Source organism: Natronococcus sp. CG52 (assembly GCF_023913515.1).
Classification (GTDB): Archaea; Halobacteriota; Halobacteria; order Halobacteriales; family Natrialbaceae; genus Natronococcus; species Natronococcus zhouii.
On sequence record NZ_CP099391.1, the window covers coordinates 1759518 to 1777254 of the forward strand.

Sequence of the window (17737 nt, forward strand, 5' to 3'; positions counted from 1 at the left end):
CGGTCGCGAGAGTTCGAGGTGACTATCAATGAGTTCGTCGGCGACGAGCGGTGGCGTGGACGGTCTCGTCGCGGTACTGGTCCCCCTGTTCGCGGTCGGACTCGCGGCAGTTCATCTGTTCGCCGGCCGCCTTCGCGTTCTCGATGTAATTCCGCGAAGCCGGTGGCTATCGTTCGCGGGCGGGGTCTCGGTCGCGTACGTGTTCGTCCACGTCCTTCCCGAGATCGGAGCCGCCGCGGAGGCGATCGAAGGGAGCGACACGCCCCTGGCCGCGATCGAGAATCACGTCTACATCGTCGCGCTCCTCGGGTTCGTCGTCTTCTACGGGCTCGAGCGGTTCGCGAGGGAAGCGCGCCTCGAGGACGGATCGGCCGACGTCGAACGCACGCCGATGACGGACGGGGCTTTCTGGCTTCACACCGTTTCGTTTGCGGCGTACAACGCTCTCGTGGGATATCTCCTCGTCCACCAGGAAGATCCCGGAGTCGCGAGCGTGACCTTCTTTTTCGTCGCAATGGCGTTGCACTTTCTGGTGAACGACTTCGGTCTTCGCGACCATCACGGACGGGCGTATCATCGGTACGGTCGATGGCTACTCGCGGGCGCAGTGGTCCTCGGTCTCGCTATCGGCTACGCGACGACCGTAACCGAACTGGTTCTCGGCGTGCTGTTCGCGTTTCTGTCCGGCGGCGTCGTCCTCAACGTGATCAAAGAAGAACTGCCAACCGAGCGCCGAAGCCGATTCTGGGCGTTCGCGACCGGTGCGGCGGGGTACACGATCCTGTTACTCGGAGGGTAGCTCACCGGACGCATCCTCGAGCCGCCCGACGCTCCCGGTCGCCGCGACGGTTACGGCTTCGATCGTCGACCGTTCGGAAGTCCCGTCGTTCGCACCTCGCGAAAATCACGGGGCGTGCAGAAACGACTCAATGTGCAGAAATGTTGCCACTTAACTGAACATACGTGGTCGGAGGTGCGGACGAGTCGATAACTATATCAAATATCGTTATGCCACTACTACGCATGGTGCTGGAACTTTCAACGGGGAGTACCGTCGCGATCCTCGCGATGGTCGTCCTCCCGATCGTGACGCTCGTATTGTACTGGCTCGACCGGACGCAGAACGACGGCTACGTTTCCGTCCTGGGGAGGCGGTAACGTGGTGTCGACGCTGCAACTCACGTTCGGCGCGTATCTGCTCGTCCTGCTCGTCATCGGCGCGTACTTCTTCCTCACGACGGAGACGAATCGGCTCTCGGATTACTTGCTCGCGGGGCGAGACGTCGGGACGTGGCCGGTCGCCATCTCGGAGGTTTCGTCGGTCGCCAGCGGGTGGACCTTTTTCGCCTGGGTCGGCGTCGGGTTCACGGTCGGTCTCAACGGGCTGTGGTTCTCGATAACGATGATCTTCCTCGTCATCTTCATGTACCGGTACGTCGGCTCTCGGTTCCGCCGTCAGTCCGAGGACCTCGGTAGCATCACGATCGCCGACCACCTCTCGCTGGCGGTCGCGGACGAGCGGCTCAGCACGTACATCCGCGTCGTCGCGACGCTCTCGATCCTCGTCTTCATGGGCGCGTATATCGGTGCGCAGGTCATCGCGGTCGGCGAAGCGATGGATACCGGGATCGGAATCAACTACGGGATCGCGATCGCCGTCGGCGGCGTCGTCGTCGGCCTATACACGATGCTCGGCGGATTCAACGCCTCCATCTGGACCGACGTCTTTCAGGGAATCCTCATCTTCGTCGCTGCGGTGACGCTTCCGGTACTGATGATCGCCGAAATCGGCGGCTGGTCGGCGTTCGTCGCCGAGGCGGCGGCGGTCGACGACGGGGCGCTGTTCGACATGACCGGCGGTCTCGCCGGACAGGCTCTGCTCATCGGGACGCTCGCGTGGGTGACCTTCGCGTTCGGGACTATCGGTCAGCCTCACTCGCTGATGCGTCTCCAGGCGATCCGGTCCGAGCGACTGCTCAGTCCCGCGGCGACCATCGCGGTCGCCTTCCAGTCGCTTCGCCTCACGGTTCCGCTGTTCATCGGCGCGGCCGGCCGCGTGCTCTACGGCTCCGTCGAAAACCCGGAGAACGTCGCGATGATGGCGATCGTCGACTTCTTCCCGGCGATCATCGCCGGGATCCTGCTGGCGGCGATCGTCTCCGCGATCCTCTCGACGTCCGACTCGATGCTGCTCGTCGCATCGTCGGACTTCACGCGGTTCTACGAGGAACAGATCGATCCGGACGCGAGCCAGGCGCAACTCATCCTGCTCGGTCGGGGAGCGGTCGGCGTCCTGGCGCTCGGCGGGGTCGCCCTCGCCTTCGTTCGGCCCGGGACTATCTTCGAGATCATCGAGTTCGCCTACGTCGGCCTCGGCGCGACGTTCGGACTGCCGTTGCTGTTCATGCTGTTCTGGGAGCGGACGACCGGCGAGGCGATCCTGGCCGGCATCGTCTCCGGACTCGTGGTGTCGATCGGCAACCTGTACTTCGCCGGGGACTACTTCCCGATCTTCGTCTGGCCCGTCTGCATCGCGGTGATCGTCGGCGTCACGCTCGCGACCTCGAGCACCGGCGCCGACGTCGCCGAGGTGCCCGAACCGACGTCGGCCGGGAGACAACCTGCGGACGACTGACGCCGCGGCGTCCGTTCCGAGAGGCGTCTCGAGATGCCGGGTCACTTTTGCGTTCGCCGCGCGGACGCAGACGTAGATGCTGACGAAGGACCTGCTCCGCGTCTCGCGAGCTGGCGGCGGCTATCACCCCCGGTTCGCGGGCCGCGAGCACCGTCCGCTCGCCGCCCGCGTCATCGGCACGTACCAGGGACACGTCGGGAAGCCCCGCGAGGAACTCGAGGCCGCCCTCACGGATCTCGAGCGCGATGCGGACCACTTCAAACTCGTGCGCGGCTTCTCGGCGCTGCTCGAGCGCGACGCGACCTTCGAGACCGAGGCGGCGGTCGAGCCCGAACGTGCCCGGAAAGCTGCGTTCGAGGCGGCCGAAGCCGTCGGCGTCGTCACCGAGGACGAGCGGGCGATGGCGCTCGTTCGCGCCGCCGAGGGGCTCGACCTGTCGGCCGACGACCTCGAGCGGGCGCTGTACGCCGACCTCAAGGAACGCCAGGTCCTCGATACGGTCGAGCCGCGGTGGGACCCCGACGGCCTGGTCGCCCAGTACAACCTCTCGCTGGCCCAGACGGCGCTGTTCGACGCGACCGAACTGCGGGTCCGCTCGAGCGATCCGAAGGCGCTGGTGTCGGCGATCAAGCGGCTGCGGCTGATGTACGAGATCCGGCAAACCGACGATGCTATCGGGCCGAGCGACCGCGAGGTCGTCGTCACCGGACCAACCCACCTCTTCCGGGCGACCCGCCGGTACGGCACGCGCTTCGCCCGCGTGCTGCGGACGATCGCGACGGCCGACGAGTGGCGTCTCGAGGCGACGATCGACGACCGCGGCACCGAGCGCACGCTCTCCCTCTCCGACGAGAACCCCGTCCGGGTTCCGAACGCCGAACCCGTCGCCGACGTCTCCTTCGACAGTAGCGTCGAGGCCGACTTCGCCGCCCGGTTCTCGAGTCTCGACCTCGACTGGGACCTCGTGCGCGAGCCAGAGCCTCTCGCGACGGGAACGCGGGTGATGATCCCGGACTTCGCGTTCGACTATGAACACGGCGAGTTCCGCGTGTTCTTCGAAATTATGGGCTTCTGGACGCCCGAGTACGTGGCAAAGAAGCTCGGACAGCTCGAGGGGCTCGAGGACGTCGAACTGATCGTCGCCGTCGACGAGTCCCTCGGCGTCGGCGAGGAGATCGCGGCGCGGGATTTCCGGGCGATCCCCTACTCGGGCTCGGTCCGGTTGAAGGACGTCGCGGACGTCCTCCGGGAGTACGAACGCCAACTCGTCGCCGAGAGCGCGGCCGCGCTCCCGGACGAACTGCGACCCGACGACGACGTCGTCTCTCTCGAGGCCCTCGCCGCCCGCCGCGGCGTGAGCGAGGACGCGCTGGCGGACGTCTCGTTCCCCGAGCACGAACTGGTGGGACGGACCCTAGTACGACCGGCGGTGCTCGACTCGCTCGGCGGCGAGATCGAGGCGGGAATATCGCTCTCGGAGGCCGAATCGGCGCTCGAGGCGTGCGGAATCAGCGACTCGAGTGCGATCCTCGCCGAACTCGGCTACCGCGTCGAGTGGGAGGGGCTCGTCGGGGGGACGGTGATCGAACGGGAGTAACCTGGGTGCGTACCCTCCGGCGCAGCGCCCTCAAGGGGTCAGCACGGTCTTGATGCACTCGTCTTCCTTCTCGTTAAACGTCTCGTACATCTCCGGGCCCTCGTCGAGCGACGCCTGGTGACTGATGACGAACGAGGGGTCGATCTCGCCCGCTTCGATCTTCTCGAGCAGCGGATCGAGGTAGCGCTGGACGTGCGTCTGTCCCGTCTTCACCGTCAGCGACTTGTTCATTACGGGACCGAACGGGAGGTTGTCGGAACGCCCGAGGTAGACGCCGGGAACCGAGAGCGTCCCGCCCTTCCGGCAGCACTTGATCGCCTGTCGGAGCACGTGGGGACGGTCCTCCTGGAGGTGCATTTCCTGTTTGACCTGATCGGCGAAGCCGAGGAGGCCCGTGCCGTGGGCCTCCGTTCCGACCGCGTCGATACACCGGTCCGGCCCGCGATCCCCGGTCATCTCCATGAGTCGATCGTAGACGTCGTCCTCCTCGAAGTCGATCGTCTCCGCGTCGCCGTGTTCTCGCGCCATCTCGAGGCGCTCGGGGATCCGGTCGATGGCGATCACTCGCTCGGCGCCGAGCATCCAGGCGCTCTGGATGGCGAACTGGCCGACCGCCCCGCAGCCCCAGACCGCGACCGTGTCGTTCTCCTCGATCTCGGCGTTCTCGGCGGCCATGTACCCCGTCGGGAAGACGTCGGAGAGGAACAGCACTTGCTCGTCCGGAAGGCCGGAGTCGACCTTTACCGGCCCGACGTCGGCGTACGGGATCCGCAGGTACTCGGCCTGCCCGCCGGCGTAGCCGCCCAGCATGTGGGAGTATCCGAACAGGGCGGCCGGCGAGTGGCCCATCATCTTCCGGGCGATTTCGGCGTTCGGGTTCGAGTTGTCACAGAGGGAGTACATGTCGTTCCCGCAGAACCAGCAGGAGCCGCAGCTGATCGTGAAGGGAACGACGACGCGGTCGCCCTCTTCCAAGGTTTCGACCTCGTCGCCGACTTCGACCACCTCGCCCATCGGCTCGTGACCGACGATGTCTCCCTCCCGCATCGATGGCATGTAGCCGTTGTAGAGGTGGAGGTCGGAGCCGCAGATGGCAGTGGCCGTGATCTCGATTATCGCGTCGTTCGGGTTGACGATCTCGGGCTTCGGAACCTCGCTGACGCGGACGTCCTGTTCGCCGTGCCAGGTGAGCGCTTTCATCGTGCCATCCATTGTGTATCCACGTTCGCAACCCTCACCCAGCTTTCAATTAAATAGAACCCCTGTTTGTGCAGTAGATTGAACGAATCCCTGAGCGAGAGTCGCCGAATCACGCCGCTCGAAGCCGCACCAGCACGTCGTCCCGATCGCGGGGAAACGAATCACCATCATCGAGCCCCGGCCCGCCGTCGTGGTTCGATGTGACCGCCAGCACGTCGCCGTTCGGCGCTTCCGTCACGTGTCGAATCCGTCCCAGTTCGTCGTCCAGCACGCGATGGGTGGTGGCGGTGTACGCACCGTCGAGCCACGCGTCGTCGTACCGCCTGGACGCCCCGTCCAGCGGCGGTTCCTCGGCGTCGGACGGCAGCAGGGTGACGACGGTGAGATGCGTCTCCTGGAGACTCGCGACCAGTAATCGGTGTCGCCACGCGGGAATCGCGTCGCCCTCGTAGAAGACGCAGCCGCCGGGCGCCCAGGTCAGCTCCGGCCCGGTGTTCACCAGCGGCGGCTCGAAGGCGTCGTGATCGTCGTAGCTCTCGTACTCCTCGTCGTCGGGGCCGCCCTGGACGACCGGCCAACCGAAGTTCGCGCCGGGCTGCAGTCGCTGAATTTCGTCCCGCCCGGTCGGCCCGTGGTCCGTACAGAGCGGCGTCTCGTCGGGCAGCCAGGCGAATCCCTGGGGATTGCGGTGGCCGTAGGTGAACACCCGCGGATCGGCATCCTCGAGGTCGGGATTCGCGGCCGAGGGCTCGCCGTCCGGCCCAACTCGAAGAATCGTTCCGCCGAGTCGACCCGGGTCCTGCGCGGGATCCTCCTCGGAGGTCCCGTCGGTGATCCAGAGGTCGTCCTCCGGACCGAACGCGATACGCCCGCCGATCGTGTGGTGGCCCTCCATTCCCTCGACGAGCACCTCGAGCGTCTCGAGCGGGTCGTCCGCGGTCGCGTCGAATCGGCCGACGCGGTTGTCCTCGCTCGAGCCGTAGTAGACGTAGACGAACGCCGGGTCGGGATAGGACGGGTGGACGGCGACGCCCTGCGCGTGGTCGCCCGGCAGGTCCCGCCGATCCTCGTCCGAGACGTCCGCCGCGTCGAGCGGGTCGCCTCCAGCCTCGAGCACCGCCTCGGTCTCGAACCGCAGCAGGCGCCCCTCGCGTTCGGTGACGAAGAGGTCGTCCGTCGGAGTGAACGCAAGGTCCCAGGGGACCGTCAGGTCGGTGACGAGCGGCTCCGGTTCGACGGACGGCTCGAGCGGGGATCCCGTGGGATGCTCCCAGTCCGGCTCCTGGTCCGCGTCACCGTCGTCCGCCGGCGCGGAGTCGTCGCTCGGTTCCCGTTCTTCGCCCCCGTCGTCGGACAACGACGTGCAACCCGCGAGCGCAGCCGCACTCGTCGCTGCGAGAAATACCCTCCGGGACGGCGGCTTACCGTTCTCTGACACGGTTACCCGTTGGCTGACCGTTCAGAAAAATCACCGGTTAGATGTCATCAAAGTTACTGCTGTACTCGAGAAACGAGGGGAAGCGGTACGGTATTCGGGGTCGTCGATCCGGTCGCTACAGCTCCCGCTGTCGTCCCTTCGGCACCATCGAGCGCAGTTCGCCGTGAACGTACAGACCGACGCCGAGGGGTTCGCGCTCGCCGGCGACCTCGTGGGCACCGACGAGATACCCCCAGTCGCCGTCCCACCACTCGAGGTCCTGATCCTCGCCGGCGGCGAACCGTCTCGCTTCCTCGCGCTCGAGGTCGATCACGCAGTCGGTCGCGTACCGACCGAACCGCTGGACGAAGTCCGTCGTCGGCTTCCAGTGTTCCTGGCGGGTGCGCAGGCAGGTCATCCCGATCGCCTCGATCGAGAGCGGCGTCGGCGCCTCGCCCCGGTAGATCCAGATCTTGCCGGCACCCTTCTCCCAGAACGTGTAGTCGTCGAACGTCTCCAACGGGATGCCGAAGCGGTCCGCGAAGTAATCGACGACCTCTTCGCGGCTGACTCGACCCTCGACGGTTCGCTCGGACGGGGTTTCCGGCAGCCGATCGAATCGCTGCCCGTCGTTTTGCTCGAGGTCCGCGTCGTCCGCGCGTTCGTCCGCCATCAGGCGGTCACCTCCAGCTTCGCCACGAAGAACCCGCCGGTGTCGTTCTGGTGGGGGTAGATCCGCGCCGCCCGCTCGAGGCTCGAGTCGTACGTCTCCTCGTTCCACTCGGTAAGCCCCGTCGAGCGCTCGAGTCCGATGTCGAAGTCGACGACGCGGCAGTTCTCTTCGTTGAGAGCGTGCTGGACGACGGCCTCGTTCTCCTCGGGCGCGAACGTACACGTCGAGTAGACGACCGTCCCGCCCTCGCGGGTGGCCTGGATCGCTCGGCGGAGGATTCCCTTCTGGATACCCGCGACGGAGGAGACGTGGCCCTCGGACCAGTTGTCGAGCGCGTCGGGGTTCTTTCGGATCGTTCCCTCGCAAGAACAGGGCGCATCCACGAGCACGCGGTCGAACTCGTCGAAGTCGAACCGCTCGAGCGAGTAGTTGCGGGCGTCGTCGTTCGTCACGGCGAGACTCGTCGCGCCGAGCCGTTCGGCGTTAAAGCGCAGCGCCGAGATTCGACCGAGGTTGTTGTCGTTCGCGACGACGGTGCCGCGGTCGTCCATCAGCGCCGCGAGCTGGGTCGCCTTCCCGCCGGGTGCGGCACAGCAATCCCAGACGCGCTCGCCGGGTTCGGGGTCGAGGACGACCGGCGGCACCGCCGACACCTCCTCCTGGCCGTGGGTGAAGCCGTGAAACGACGTCCACGTCGAGCCCGGCGAGTCGGTCTCGAGTCGCAGGACGCGAGGGTTCCAGTCGGCCTGTTCGTAGTCGGCGCCCTCCTCCTCGAGGGCGGCCGTCGCTCGCTCGACCGAGGACTTGATCGTGTTTACGCGGACCGCGTTGCCGAGCGGTCGGTCGCAGGCCGCGAGAAACGCCTCGAAATCGTCGATGATCGGTCGATACCGCTCGAGTGGCTCCATCGCCTCGTGGTTCGATCGCCTGTCGCTTGTGGGTTTCGAAGCGCCAGCACCGACGGCAGTCCCGTGCGAGCCGCCGGCGTCGTCTTTATGCCACTCTCTCGCAATTGTCACCGTATGGCAGCGATTCAGCTCCAGGGACCCGAGATAACGCTCGAGAACCCGACGCTCGTCGAGGGGTTTCCGGGAGTCGGACTCGTCGGCAAGATCGCGACCGACCACCTCGTCAGAGAACTCGAGATGGACTACTACGCCAGCGTCGACTGCGACGGACTGCCGCGGATCGGCGTTTACCGGGGTGGTGACGGACAGGTACTGCCCCCCGTTCGAATTTATGTTAGCGAGGAGCACGACCTGTTCGCGCTCCAGAGCGACGCGCCGATCGGCGCTAACGCCGTCGACAGCGTCACCAACTGCGTGACCGGCTGGATCGCAGAGCGAGGAGTTCGTCCGATCTACCTCAGCGGGCTCCCCACCGAACGCGACGGACAACCGTCGCTGTACGGCATCGCTACCGGCGATGAGGCCGAGACGCTCGAGGAACACGGCATCGACGTCCCGCCCGAGGACGGCGTCGTCAGCGGTCCGACGGGAGCGCTGCTCAACCGCGCCGCACAGCGGGGGGACGACAGCCTCGGACTCATCGTCGGCTCCAGCCGGCAGTTCCCCGATCCGGAGGCGGCGAGCGTCCTGCTCGAGGAGGGGATCGCACCGATCACGGGCGTCTCGATCGACGTCTCGGACCTCGTCGACCGCGCGGAGGAGATCCGAGAGAAACGGGAACAGTTCGCACAGCAGATGCAGGAGATGAGCCAGGACGAGAGTTCCCAGGCCCAGCCGTTGCGGATGTACCAGTGACTGCTCCCGCGGCTAACGCCGTGGGCTTTCGTCTCGGTTATCCGGAATCAGCAGCCGCGTTCCCGTCGCGAGCGGTTCCGGTTCGCACGCGAGGTCGACGCTTCGAGGACGACACCGTCCTCGCAGGAAGCAGCGCACTCGAGCGCGAGCGGCCCTGGAATCGGCCGTGCGAGCAACGACCCTCGCTCCCGAACCGTTGATCGCAACCCAAACCCATTTTCGCGCGCTGTTCCTCCCTCCGCACATGGGAATCGAAGACGCGGAAGCGATCGCGCCGGGAACGTGTCCGACCACGAACGGAATGCCGATGATCGGGCTCGGAACCTGGCAGAACGACGACTCCGACGAGTGTGCCGAGAGCGTTCGAAACGCCCTCGAGACGGGCTATCGCCACATCGACACGGCGCAGGCGTACGACAACGAGTCGGCCGTCGGCGAAGGGATCGCCAGCGCCGACGTCGACCGGGAGGACGTCTTTCTCGCGACGAAGATCTGGACCTCGAACCTGGCGTACGACGACGTTCTCGAGACGGCCCGGGAGAGTCTCGACCGACTCGGCGTCGACGCCGTCGACCTGCTGTACGTCCACTGGCCGGCCCGGACGTACGACCCCGAGGGGACGCTCGCGGCGTTCTCGGAGCTGTACGACGAGGGTCTGATCGAGAACGTCGGCGTGAGCAACTTCCTCCCGGAGCAACTCGAAGCGGCCATCGACATCTGCGACGCGCCGATCGTGGCGAACCAGGTCGAACTGCACCCGCTGCTCCAGCAGCCGGAGCTTCGCGAGGCCTGTGCGAACTACGATGTCGACGTCGTCGCCTACTCGCCGCTGGCCCGCGGCGCGGTGTTCGACCAGCCGGAGATCCAGAACGTCGCGGCCAGACACGACGTCAGCGAAGCGCAGGTGAGCCTCGCCTGGCTGCGCGAGAAGGGCGTCACCGCGATTCCGAAGGCGACGGGCGAGGAGCACCTCCGCGACAACTGGGAGTCGCTCGCGCTGGAACTCCACCGGGACGATATCGACACGATCGACTCGATCGGCGAGACCAAACGCGAGGTCGATCCCGAGTTCGGTCCCTGGAACTGAGACGTCGGTATACCTCTCGACTGGAGAGAATAAGCAGGAAAGCTTACGGTTCAGTAGTTTTTTGCGTTCCGTATGTCAACTCGCTCACGCCGTAGCGGCGGTGGTGGGGTCGTCGGTGCGGTCAGGACCGACGTCCAGCGGTTACACGGCGCCTGGATGGAACTCGTCTTCCCCAGGCAGCGTGGCCGCGGCCACTCCGTCATGGGAAAGTGGAAGCCCGAAACGCTCGTACAGAAGTTCGGCTACTACTGCTGGGGTGCGCTCGGTGCACTCGGCCTCGTCCTGCTGTATCCGCTCACTGTCGTCGGCCTCGCAACCCGGTACTACGCCACGAAACTCGACTCGACCAGGACCAGACTCGGTATCGCCGGCGTCACCGCGATCTCGCTTCTCGCCTGGGGAACACTGACAGTTATCGCACACATTCAGCTCGAGTTCGGACCGTTCCTGGCGATCGCAGCGGCGAGTGCGGTGGCGACCGTCTCGACGACGCTCGCCGCCGTCTGCTCGAAATTCGGGGGCCGCGCCGTCTCGGTCCTGTTCGCGTACCCGTTCGCGATGACGGCGCTGTTCCTGCCGCCGGTCGTCGCCGCGCTCGTCACGCCGTCGCTCGAGGGAATCGTCCTCGAGCCCAGCTACGAGTTCGCCGTCTGGGCGCTCGACAACGTCCTGGTCGTCGGCGGACTCAACGAGTTCCTCCGGGCGAACTACGAACTCGAAGGTGCGGCGTACGCCGCGATGTGGCTGGGCGTTTCCTTCCCGCTCGGCTGGTTCTTCGGACTGGTCGTCGCGCTGGCGAACCTCGTCCGCCCGTCGCAATAGACTGCGACGCGCGTCGGTAACGTGTTCGTCTTTCTGTCACTCCTCGCGAGCGAACTGCCGGTTCCGCACCTCATTTGGGAATCCGAATCGAACCGTCGGGCATGGAGTTCGATCTTCCAACGACGGCGGCGACGTTTATCGCACTGATCGCGATCAGCATCGTCGGCATGCTCGTTTCGAACGTGATGGCGACGGATACCGTCCTGATGATGGTCGCGCCGTCGATGGTGCTCTTCGGCGCGATCATGCTCGTTATCGGCATGAAGTACGGCGAGCACCGGGCGACCCTGTAACCGCCGACTCGGGGCTCGATCGGCGGAGACGGATCGGATCGTTCGCGTGATCGACGTCGGAGCGAAGTCGTCTCATTCGTCGGCGTACTGCAGAAAATCGATCGAATCGCTGGTGTGAGAGCGGTCGGCCGTCCGTCTACATGTAGCCGAGGTCGCGCAGGCGTTCCATCAGGTCCTCCTTGTCCTGGGCGCGGCCCGCGCGTTCGGTCGTTCCCTCGAGGTCCTGGAGCCAGGCGGGGTCGTCCACCGTCTTCTCGGTGCTGATCTCGCTGCCGAGCGAGCGGAACCCTTCCCAGTACTTCGGCGAGACTGGGGTGTCCTCGGGCTCGAGGTCGTTGGGCAGGTCGTCTTTCCCTTCCGGGACGTAGCCCTCGTCCGGGAACTCCTCGACGGTGTCCGGAACGACGAAGTTCCAGAAGGCCTCCCAGACGGCCGCCTCGTCGAACTGCAGGATGGGCTGGACGCGGTCGTGGGGCGGGTAGATGTCGGGGTCGTGGCGCGGCGAGAAGAACGTCTCGTCGGCGCGGGCCTCCTGTTCGTCCCAGCGGACGCCCGAGAGGATGCCGTCGACGTCGTACTCCTCGAGCGCGTCGTTGAGCGCCACCGTCTTCAACAGGTGGTTGCCGGCGTAGGTGTCGAGCAGGAACGGGAAGGTGTCCTCCTCGTACTCGAGGATGTTGTCGACGTGGTGCTGGTTGTGCTCGGAGAGTTCGTCGACCGGAATGTCGTCGCCGGGCTCTAAGTCGTTCGCCTCGACGTACTCGCCGATGTCCTCGTTGCGCGCGTAGATCACTTCGAGGTCCCACTTCTCGGCCCAGTTGTCGACGAAGTCGTGGATCTCGTCGAAGTGCTGGTAGTGGTCGATGAAGATCGCCGGGGGTACTTCGAGGTCGTAGCGCTCGGCAACTTCCTTGACGAAGTAGAGGACGAGCGTCGAGTCCTTCCCGCCGGTCCACATGACCGCGGGGTTCTCGTACTGCTCGAGTCCCTGCCGGGTTACTTCGACCGCCTTCTCGATCTTGTCGTTGATGTGCGGGTAATCCTCGGGGTCCTCGCCGTCACCGTCGTCGTAGTTGACGTCGACGTAGTCGGGAAAGTTCTCGGTCATCGTACTGTAATTAGATATAATTAGGACGGTTAAACCGTTTTTGGGACCGGAAACCTCTGACGGAACCTCGGACGGGTCGTATCACCCACACGACCACTCTGTAAACGATCCCACGGGAATTTCGTCGCTCCGGCGCTCGAGACGTCAGCTACCGCTCCGAACCGGCCAGAAATTCAAGAAACAAACTATTTATATATTTTTGATGGGTATGGCAGTCCATGATAGACGGTGTTGCGATCGGTCTCGTTCTCGGCGGCGTCGTACTCCTGTTCTCCGGCGCCGCGCTCTCGGTGTACGGTGTCGTGATCCTGGGACTCTTCCTCGGCGGCGGCGGCGGCTACCTCGTCGGTCCGTCGGTCGGCGGCGCGCTCGGTCTCGAGGGCGTGGCGGCCGCCGGAGCACCGGTCCTCCTCGGCGCGCTCGCGGGTGGCCTCCTCGGCTACCTGCTGCTGTCGGCTGCGGTCGCCCTGATGAGCTTCGTCGTCGGGACGATTCTCACGATGGCCGTGGTCGCACCGGCCGTCCTGGAGCAGCAGTGGTACCTCGAGTGGGGTGTCGCGCTCGCCGCCGGCCTTGTCGCCGCGTTCCTGGGGATGCTCCTCACGAAGTGGACGATGGTCGTGATCACCGCGATCGTCGGGGCTGCGTTCGCCTCCCGGTCGCTGACGCTCGAGCAGTTCGCCGCCGCACAGCAGTCGCTGACGCTCGACCCGCTGCTGTTCGAGGTCACCTCGCCGCCGTTTCTGGGACTGGTCGCGCTCGGCGTCCTCTCGCAGTTCGGCCTGTTCAAGTTCGGCTACGTAACGCGGATCGCACGGCTGCTGCCGGGCGCAACGGTGCTTCCCGGTCGCCGTCGCGAGGAACCGGAGCCGACGGGATAACGCGGTCGTACCTCGTCGGCCGTCGACCGCACGGAAAAGAGAATTCGATCGCTACCAGTGTCGTCCGTCCCTCGCCGACGGCGTAGTTCCCGGTCCTCCGCCGTCCGTTTCTCGAGCCGGTTTGGCGGCGCCTCGGCGGTCGCTCTCGGTCACCGTTCGCGGCTGTCGTCCTCGAACCGATTCCTCCGGCGATACCCGTTACGAACGTCCGCCGAGATCGGTATTTCACGGAATACCGGTCAGCCGCGCGAACTGACACAGATACTTTAACGACTCGATCATGTTGGATGTGGTTACAATATCAGCAGACTGAACACCGTGAAAGTATTATATAATGGTGGTCTAACGTCAGAAAACCGCATCGGGGCGGCTATCCGCCTTCGACGGATCGAACCGCTCGTGGAGCCGCCAACGCTCTGCCGGGCCGTGTATCGCCGCGCGCTCGTCCTCGTGAAAGGTGTGGCTTACTTTGTAGATCGCCGGCCCACGAACGGACAACGATGCCCGCGGAAGATCGGTTCGCGAGTCACGTGGTCGACGACGAATCAGTGCGGGTTCTCACTACCGGGAGACTCCTCGAGGGATTCACGCCGGGACGGCTGACCATCGGCCTCACCGACCGACGGCTGCTGTGCGTCTCGGAGACGGGTGCGTTCACGGATGTCAGATACGAGTACATTAGCTCGGTCCGGAGTCGTCCACAACCCAGGTGGGAGTACCAGTACCGAACCGGCGACGCCGTTCTGGCGGGGCTGATCGGTGGCTTTCTCGCACTCGTTTTCCTCTTCGTCGCCGTCGGAACTGCCTCGGGAACCGGCTTGATCGATGGCTCGCTTACGATCGTTCTCGCGACAGCGACCGCCGTAGCCGTCGTGTCGACCCAGCGCGTCCGCAGGGCGACCGGGAACGGACAGGCGAATCGACAGCTGTTCGTCGGAGCCGGCGTCTTCACGCTCGTCGCGTTCGTCGCCGCCGCGGTCGTCTCACCGAGCGTCTCGCTGCCGCTGTTCGCCCTCGCGACGGGGTGTGGACTGGTGATCGCCGCGTACGGTCCCCGGTACGCCGCCGCGTTCGACGGGGTCGGGCTGCGGCGTCACCGAAAGACACAGCTCACGATCACCACCGTCGACGGGCAGTCGATACAGCTCGTAACCGACGTCGACGCGGAACTCGACCGGGAACTCAGCGCGTCCCTCTCCCGAAACGACTCGCCTTCGCCGACCGTTCCGCTGACCCGTTCCACCCCGGATTGAACCGATCGCTCCCATCGGGTGGATCGTCGTTCACCTGTCACGAATCAGTAGCGGCGGCGACGATCGGAGTTACCACTCGACGAGGGCGCTGCGGCCGTGTGCCGACAGGAGGACCGCGAAGAACGTCGCGACGCCGGTCAGCGCGAACGCGCCGCCGACGTAGAAGACCGACGCCATGCTCACCTCGTACATGAGCCAGCCGCCGAGCAGCGGCGCGATAACGCTGCCCGGCCGCCAGACGAGTTCGCGGATGCCGAAGCTCGAGGCGACGCCACCTTCGTCGGTCCCCTCGTCGGCGAACAGCGCCATGCTCGCCGGTTCGCGGAAGCTGTCCGCGACGCCGAGCAGGCCCGAGAGCGCGACGAGCGGAAGGAATGCCGGCGAGATCTCGCCGAACAGCGAAAACTGAGCCGGGATCGACTCGAGCGGCAGTACGAGAAAACTCGCGCCCGCGAGGACCGCCGGAAGCGTGACGACGAGTTCGGACGGTAACTCGAGCGCGGCGCCGATCGCCGGCGAGAGCGGAACGAGCAGCGCGACGAGGCCGTAGGCGGCGCCGCCGGCGAAGACGAACAGCGCGCGACCGTAGCCGTCCGAGAGCCGTCCCGTGAACGGCTGACAGCACATGTTCGTGAACTTCTCCGCGACGACGGTGAGCGCGACCGCGAGTCCGCCGTAGGCCAGTCCTCCCTGAGCGGCGGAGACGCCGGCGAAGATCGGCACCCAGGTCCGGACCAGCGTCACCGAGAACGCGTACTGGAACCGAAAGCTCGAGACGGTGAGGATCCGCCGGTTGAGCGCGAGGTCGGTGAACGGAAAGCCGTAGATTCGCGTCTCGTCGGGGTCGAGGTAGACGAACGTGCCGAGCCACGCGACGAGCATGATACAGACGATGATCGCGAAGATCGGCCCGAAGCCGAACGCCTCGTAGAGCGCGCCCGCGCTCAGGCTGCCGACGATCGAGGCGGCGAAGCTCGCGGCGTTCGCCTTCCCGATGTAGTTCGCCCGGGTGTCGAGGGTGGCGATCTGCCCGACGAGCGAGAGCGTCATCAGCCCGGCGCCCGTGACGGCGATCCCCTGAAGCCCGCGGATCGCGATGAACGAGGCGCTCGAGTCGACGAGCGGAAACAGCGCGTAGGCGCCGACCCCGGCCGCGAGCACGGCGAGCAGGACGAGACGCTTGTCGAAACGGTCGCCGGCCCAGGCGAGCGGGATGACGGCGGCCGTCTGGGCGAGCGTGAAGCCGGTCGTGTACATGCCAACGATGAGGCCGGCGCCGATCGTGACGCCGAGGATCGTCGTTCCCGTCGGCTCGAGCGCGTTGATGTAGGAGGGCAGTAGCGTGATCAGCGTAATGAATCCGAACCCTTCCGCGAACCGGGAGAGGTAGAGCACCCAGAACTGGAGTCGATCCTCGTTCACGGTGGCCGTTTCGAGGAGGACGAGAAAGGTATTTCGAAGCGAAACTCTCGACGCGAAACCGGAAACGGACGGTGAGTGGGTTTCGTCGCGTAGCCTGGGGAAGGGAGCGGCCTCCCCTCTTTACTCACAAGAGATATGATATCCCTCTCGAAAGGCTCCCTATGCGAGTTGTTGACGCGGACGTGCTCATCACGGGCCGGGACGAGCGACCGCTCGAGGACGGACGAATCGTTCTCGACGACGAGGGAACCATCGACGCGGTCGGCACGCAGGAGGACGTCGGCGCGCCGGACGGCGTCGACCGCGAGCACTATCCGGCGGTCACCCCGGGGCTCATCGACGCTCACCTCCACCTTCAGGGGATGCGCGAGATGGATCCGCTGTCCTGGATCACGGAGTCCTCGGAACTGGGGACCGCGCGAGCGACGGCCGACCTCCGGGATCTCCTCGCGGCGGGGTTCACCGCCGTTCGGGACGTCGGTTCGACGACCGGAATCGGTCTCCGCGACGCCGTCGACGAAGGGACCATTCCGGGCCCCCGGATCTTCACGAGCGGACAGAGCATCAGCCAGACCGGGGGCCACGGCGACGCCCACTACCTGCCCTACGAGTGGATGACGAACACCGACGAGTCGCTCTCGACGTTAGCAGACGGCGCCGACGAGTGCCGGAAGGAAGCCCGCAAGCGCATCCGCGACGGCGTCGACGTCCTCAAGATCATGACGACCGGCGGGGTCCTGAGCGAGAAAGATGCGCCCGACCAGAGCCAGTTCACCGACGCCGAGATCCGGGCGTTCGTCGAGGAAGCCCACCGCGTCGGTATCCCGGTCGCCTCCCACGCCCAGGGTGCGCCCGGTATCAAGAGCGCGCTGCGAAACGGCGTCGACACCATCGAACACGGCTTTTCCCTCGACGAGGAGTGTCTCGACCTCTTCACCGAAACCGGGGCGGTCTTCGTCCCGACGCTCTCGATCGTGTACCGCCTGATCGAGAAAGGGAGCGACCACGGCGTCCCCGAATACGGACTCGAGAAGGCCCGGAGAGCCAACGAGGCCCACTTCGCCTCGGTCGAGCGCGCCTACGAGGCCGGCGTCCCCATCGCGACGGGGACGGACTTCCTCGGTCCGGACCTCGTCCCGCACGGCGAGAACGCCCTCGAACTCGAACTGTTCGTCGAGGAGATCGGCATGGACGAGCACGAAGCACTGCAGTCCGCGACCCGAGTTGCCGCCGAAACCGTTCCCGCCGACGACATCGGGACTCTCGATGCCGGCAACCGCGGCGACCTGCTCGCGCTCGGCCGGGATCCGCTCGAGGATATCACCGCCGTTCGAGCGGTCGAAGCGGTGTACTGTGGCGGTGAACCCGCCGAAATCCAGTGACCGTCTCGGCTAGACGGGAGGTGAGCGCTCATCTGCCGCCCAAATCACGTTGGAGCAATGGTGAAGCGCGACGAGGCCATCTACCGATGTATGAGCCGAGCAGAATCCGCTTCGAAGGTCGTGGCAGTGTGTCAGGTCTGTGACTCGGTGTACGTTTCGGAGCAGAAGCCGGACGGAACGATCCGTCCGATCGGCGTCACTGCG

Annotated in this window: 17 protein-coding genes; 11 read left to right on the top strand and 6 right to left on the bottom strand. The window is 65.7% G+C overall.

Going from position 1 to position 17737, the window contains the following annotated elements; genetic code table 11:
- Window positions 1-28: 28 nt before the first annotated feature.
- The 4 genes from NED97_RS08930 (at window position 29) to NED97_RS08940 (ending at window position 4232) form a co-directional block, all read left to right on the top strand.
- A complete protein-coding gene (locus NED97_RS08930; protein ID WP_252490346.1) occupies window positions 29-799 on the top strand; it encodes a ZIP family metal transporter in 771 nt (256 codons plus the stop codon).
- A 224-nt stretch (window positions 800-1023) separates the two neighbouring features.
- Window positions 1024-1158: a hypothetical protein gene (locus tag NED97_RS23085; protein ID WP_256493419.1), complete on the top strand. Its 135-nt coding sequence runs from the start codon at window positions 1024-1026 to the stop codon at window positions 1156-1158.
- A gap of 4 nt (window positions 1159-1162) precedes the next feature.
- Entirely contained in the window at window positions 1163-2635 is a 1473-nt protein-coding gene (locus NED97_RS08935; RefSeq protein ID WP_252490347.1) for a sodium/proline symporter, read from the top strand.
- Window positions 2636-2711: 76 nt separating this feature from the next.
- Window positions 2712-4232: a DUF790 family protein gene (locus NED97_RS08940; RefSeq protein ID WP_252490348.1), complete on the top strand. Its 1521-nt coding sequence runs from the start codon at window positions 2712-2714 to the stop codon at window positions 4230-4232.
- Window positions 4233-4262: 30 nt separating this feature from the next.
- Here NED97_RS08940 and NED97_RS08945 read toward each other — a convergent pair whose 3' ends face one another.
- The 4 genes from NED97_RS08945 to NED97_RS08960 all read right to left on the bottom strand — a co-directional run bounded on the left by NED97_RS08945 (window position 4263) and on the right by NED97_RS08960 (window position 8430).
- Window positions 4263-5432: a zinc-dependent alcohol dehydrogenase gene (locus tag NED97_RS08945; RefSeq protein WP_252490605.1), complete on the bottom strand. Its 1170-nt coding sequence runs from the start codon at window positions 5430-5432 to the stop codon at window positions 4263-4265.
- Between the two features lie 109 nt (window positions 5433-5541).
- The gene (locus NED97_RS08950; RefSeq protein WP_252490349.1) at window positions 5542-6789 is read right to left on the bottom strand and encodes a PQQ-dependent sugar dehydrogenase; all 1248 of its coding nucleotides are present in this window, start codon (window positions 6787-6789) and stop codon (window positions 5542-5544) included.
- Between the two features lie 196 nt (window positions 6790-6985).
- The gene (locus NED97_RS08955; protein WP_252490350.1) at window positions 6986-7522 is read right to left on the bottom strand and encodes a DUF7122 family protein; all 537 of its coding nucleotides are present in this window, start codon (window positions 7520-7522) and stop codon (window positions 6986-6988) included.
- The gene (locus NED97_RS08960) at window positions 7522-8430 is read right to left on the bottom strand and encodes an RsmB/NOP family class I SAM-dependent RNA methyltransferase (protein ID WP_252490351.1); all 909 of its coding nucleotides are present in this window, start codon (window positions 8428-8430) and stop codon (window positions 7522-7524) included. The genes NED97_RS08955 and NED97_RS08960 overlap by 1 nt, the downstream gene beginning before the upstream one ends.
- 114 nt (window positions 8431-8544) lie before the next feature.
- On the opposite strand from NED97_RS08960, the gene NED97_RS08965 reads away from it, so the two are divergent.
- The 4 genes from NED97_RS08965 to NED97_RS08980 all read left to right on the top strand — a co-directional run bounded on the left by NED97_RS08965 (window position 8545) and on the right by NED97_RS08980 (window position 11487).
- Entirely contained in the window at window positions 8545-9285 is a 741-nt protein-coding gene (locus tag NED97_RS08965) for a proteasome assembly chaperone family protein (RefSeq protein ID WP_252490352.1), read from the top strand.
- A 244-nt stretch (window positions 9286-9529) separates the two neighbouring features.
- On the top strand, window positions 9530-10372 hold the full coding sequence (locus NED97_RS08970) for an aldo/keto reductase (RefSeq protein WP_252490353.1): 843 nt from the start codon (window positions 9530-9532) through the stop codon (window positions 10370-10372).
- A 72-nt stretch (window positions 10373-10444) separates the two neighbouring features.
- Complete coding sequence (locus tag NED97_RS08975) at window positions 10445-11194, top strand: hypothetical protein (RefSeq protein WP_252490354.1); 750 nt, start codon at window positions 10445-10447, stop codon at window positions 11192-11194.
- 101 nt (window positions 11195-11295) lie between these two features.
- Entirely contained in the window at window positions 11296-11487 is a 192-nt protein-coding gene (locus tag NED97_RS08980; RefSeq protein ID WP_252490355.1) for a DUF7333 family protein, read from the top strand.
- A 136-nt stretch (window positions 11488-11623) separates the two neighbouring features.
- On the opposite strand, the gene NED97_RS08985 is transcribed toward NED97_RS08980, so the two are convergent.
- Entirely contained in the window at window positions 11624-12595 is a 972-nt protein-coding gene (locus tag NED97_RS08985; RefSeq protein ID WP_252490356.1) for a phosphoadenosine phosphosulfate reductase family protein, read from the bottom strand.
- 218 nt (window positions 12596-12813) lie between these two features.
- Between NED97_RS08985 and NED97_RS08990 the strand changes: the two genes are divergently transcribed.
- Both NED97_RS08990 and NED97_RS08995 read left to right on the top strand, forming a co-directional pair.
- Window positions 12814-13476 carry a phosphate ABC transporter permease gene (locus NED97_RS08990; RefSeq protein WP_252490357.1) on the top strand — a complete coding sequence of 221 codons (663 nt, stop codon included), beginning with the start codon at window positions 12814-12816 and terminating at the stop codon, window positions 13474-13476.
- A gap of 500 nt (window positions 13477-13976) precedes the next feature.
- Window positions 13977-14729, top strand: a complete 753-nt coding sequence (locus tag NED97_RS08995; protein ID WP_252490358.1) for a hypothetical protein — start codon at window positions 13977-13979, stop codon at window positions 14727-14729.
- A 69-nt stretch (window positions 14730-14798) separates the two neighbouring features.
- On the opposite strand, the gene NED97_RS09000 is transcribed toward NED97_RS08995, so the two are convergent.
- Window positions 14799-16151 (bottom strand): MFS transporter, encoded by a 1353-nt coding sequence (locus NED97_RS09000; RefSeq protein ID WP_252490359.1) that lies wholly within the window; start codon window positions 16149-16151, stop codon window positions 14799-14801.
- 161 nt (window positions 16152-16312) lie between these two features.
- On the opposite strand from NED97_RS09000, the gene NED97_RS09005 reads away from it, so the two are divergent.
- Window positions 16313-17533, top strand: coding sequence for a metal-dependent hydrolase family protein (locus NED97_RS09005; RefSeq protein ID WP_252490360.1), 1221 nt, complete (start codon window positions 16313-16315; stop codon window positions 17531-17533).
- Window positions 17534-17737: the final 204 nt, after the last annotated feature.

Coding starts and splice junctions, on each gene's coding strand:
- NED97_RS08990 (WP_252490357.1), top strand. CDS start 12,814: ATGATAGACGGTGTTGCGATCGGTCTCGTTCTCGGCGGCGTCGTACTC.
- NED97_RS08980 (WP_252490355.1), top strand. CDS start 11,296: ATGGAGTTCGATCTTCCAACGACGGCGGCGACGTTTATCGCACTGATC.
- NED97_RS08975 (WP_252490354.1), top strand. CDS start 10,445: ATGTCAACTCGCTCACGCCGTAGCGGCGGTGGTGGGGTCGTCGGTGCG.
- NED97_RS08985 (WP_252490356.1), bottom strand. CDS start 12,595: ATGACCGAGAACTTTCCCGACTACGTCGACGTCAACTACGACGACGGT.
- NED97_RS08945 (WP_252490605.1), bottom strand. CDS start 5,432: ATGAAAGCGCTCACCTGGCACGGCGAACAGGACGTCCGCGTCAGCGAG.
- NED97_RS08960 (WP_252490351.1), bottom strand. CDS start 8,430: ATGGAGCCACTCGAGCGGTATCGACCGATCATCGACGATTTCGAGGCG.
- NED97_RS08970 (WP_252490353.1), top strand. CDS start 9,530: ATGGGAATCGAAGACGCGGAAGCGATCGCGCCGGGAACGTGTCCGACC.
- NED97_RS08995 (WP_252490358.1), top strand. CDS start 13,977: ATGCCCGCGGAAGATCGGTTCGCGAGTCACGTGGTCGACGACGAATCA.
- NED97_RS08955 (WP_252490350.1), bottom strand. CDS start 7,522: ATGGCGGACGAACGCGCGGACGACGCGGACCTCGAGCAAAACGACGGG.
- NED97_RS08930 (WP_252490346.1), top strand. CDS start 29: ATGAGTTCGTCGGCGACGAGCGGTGGCGTGGACGGTCTCGTCGCGGTA.
- NED97_RS08965 (WP_252490352.1), top strand. CDS start 8,545: ATGGCAGCGATTCAGCTCCAGGGACCCGAGATAACGCTCGAGAACCCG.
- NED97_RS09005 (WP_252490360.1), top strand. CDS start 16,313: ATGCGAGTTGTTGACGCGGACGTGCTCATCACGGGCCGGGACGAGCGA.
- NED97_RS08940 (WP_252490348.1), top strand. CDS start 2,712: ATGCTGACGAAGGACCTGCTCCGCGTCTCGCGAGCTGGCGGCGGCTAT.
- NED97_RS23085 (WP_256493419.1), top strand. CDS start 1,024: ATGGTGCTGGAACTTTCAACGGGGAGTACCGTCGCGATCCTCGCGATG.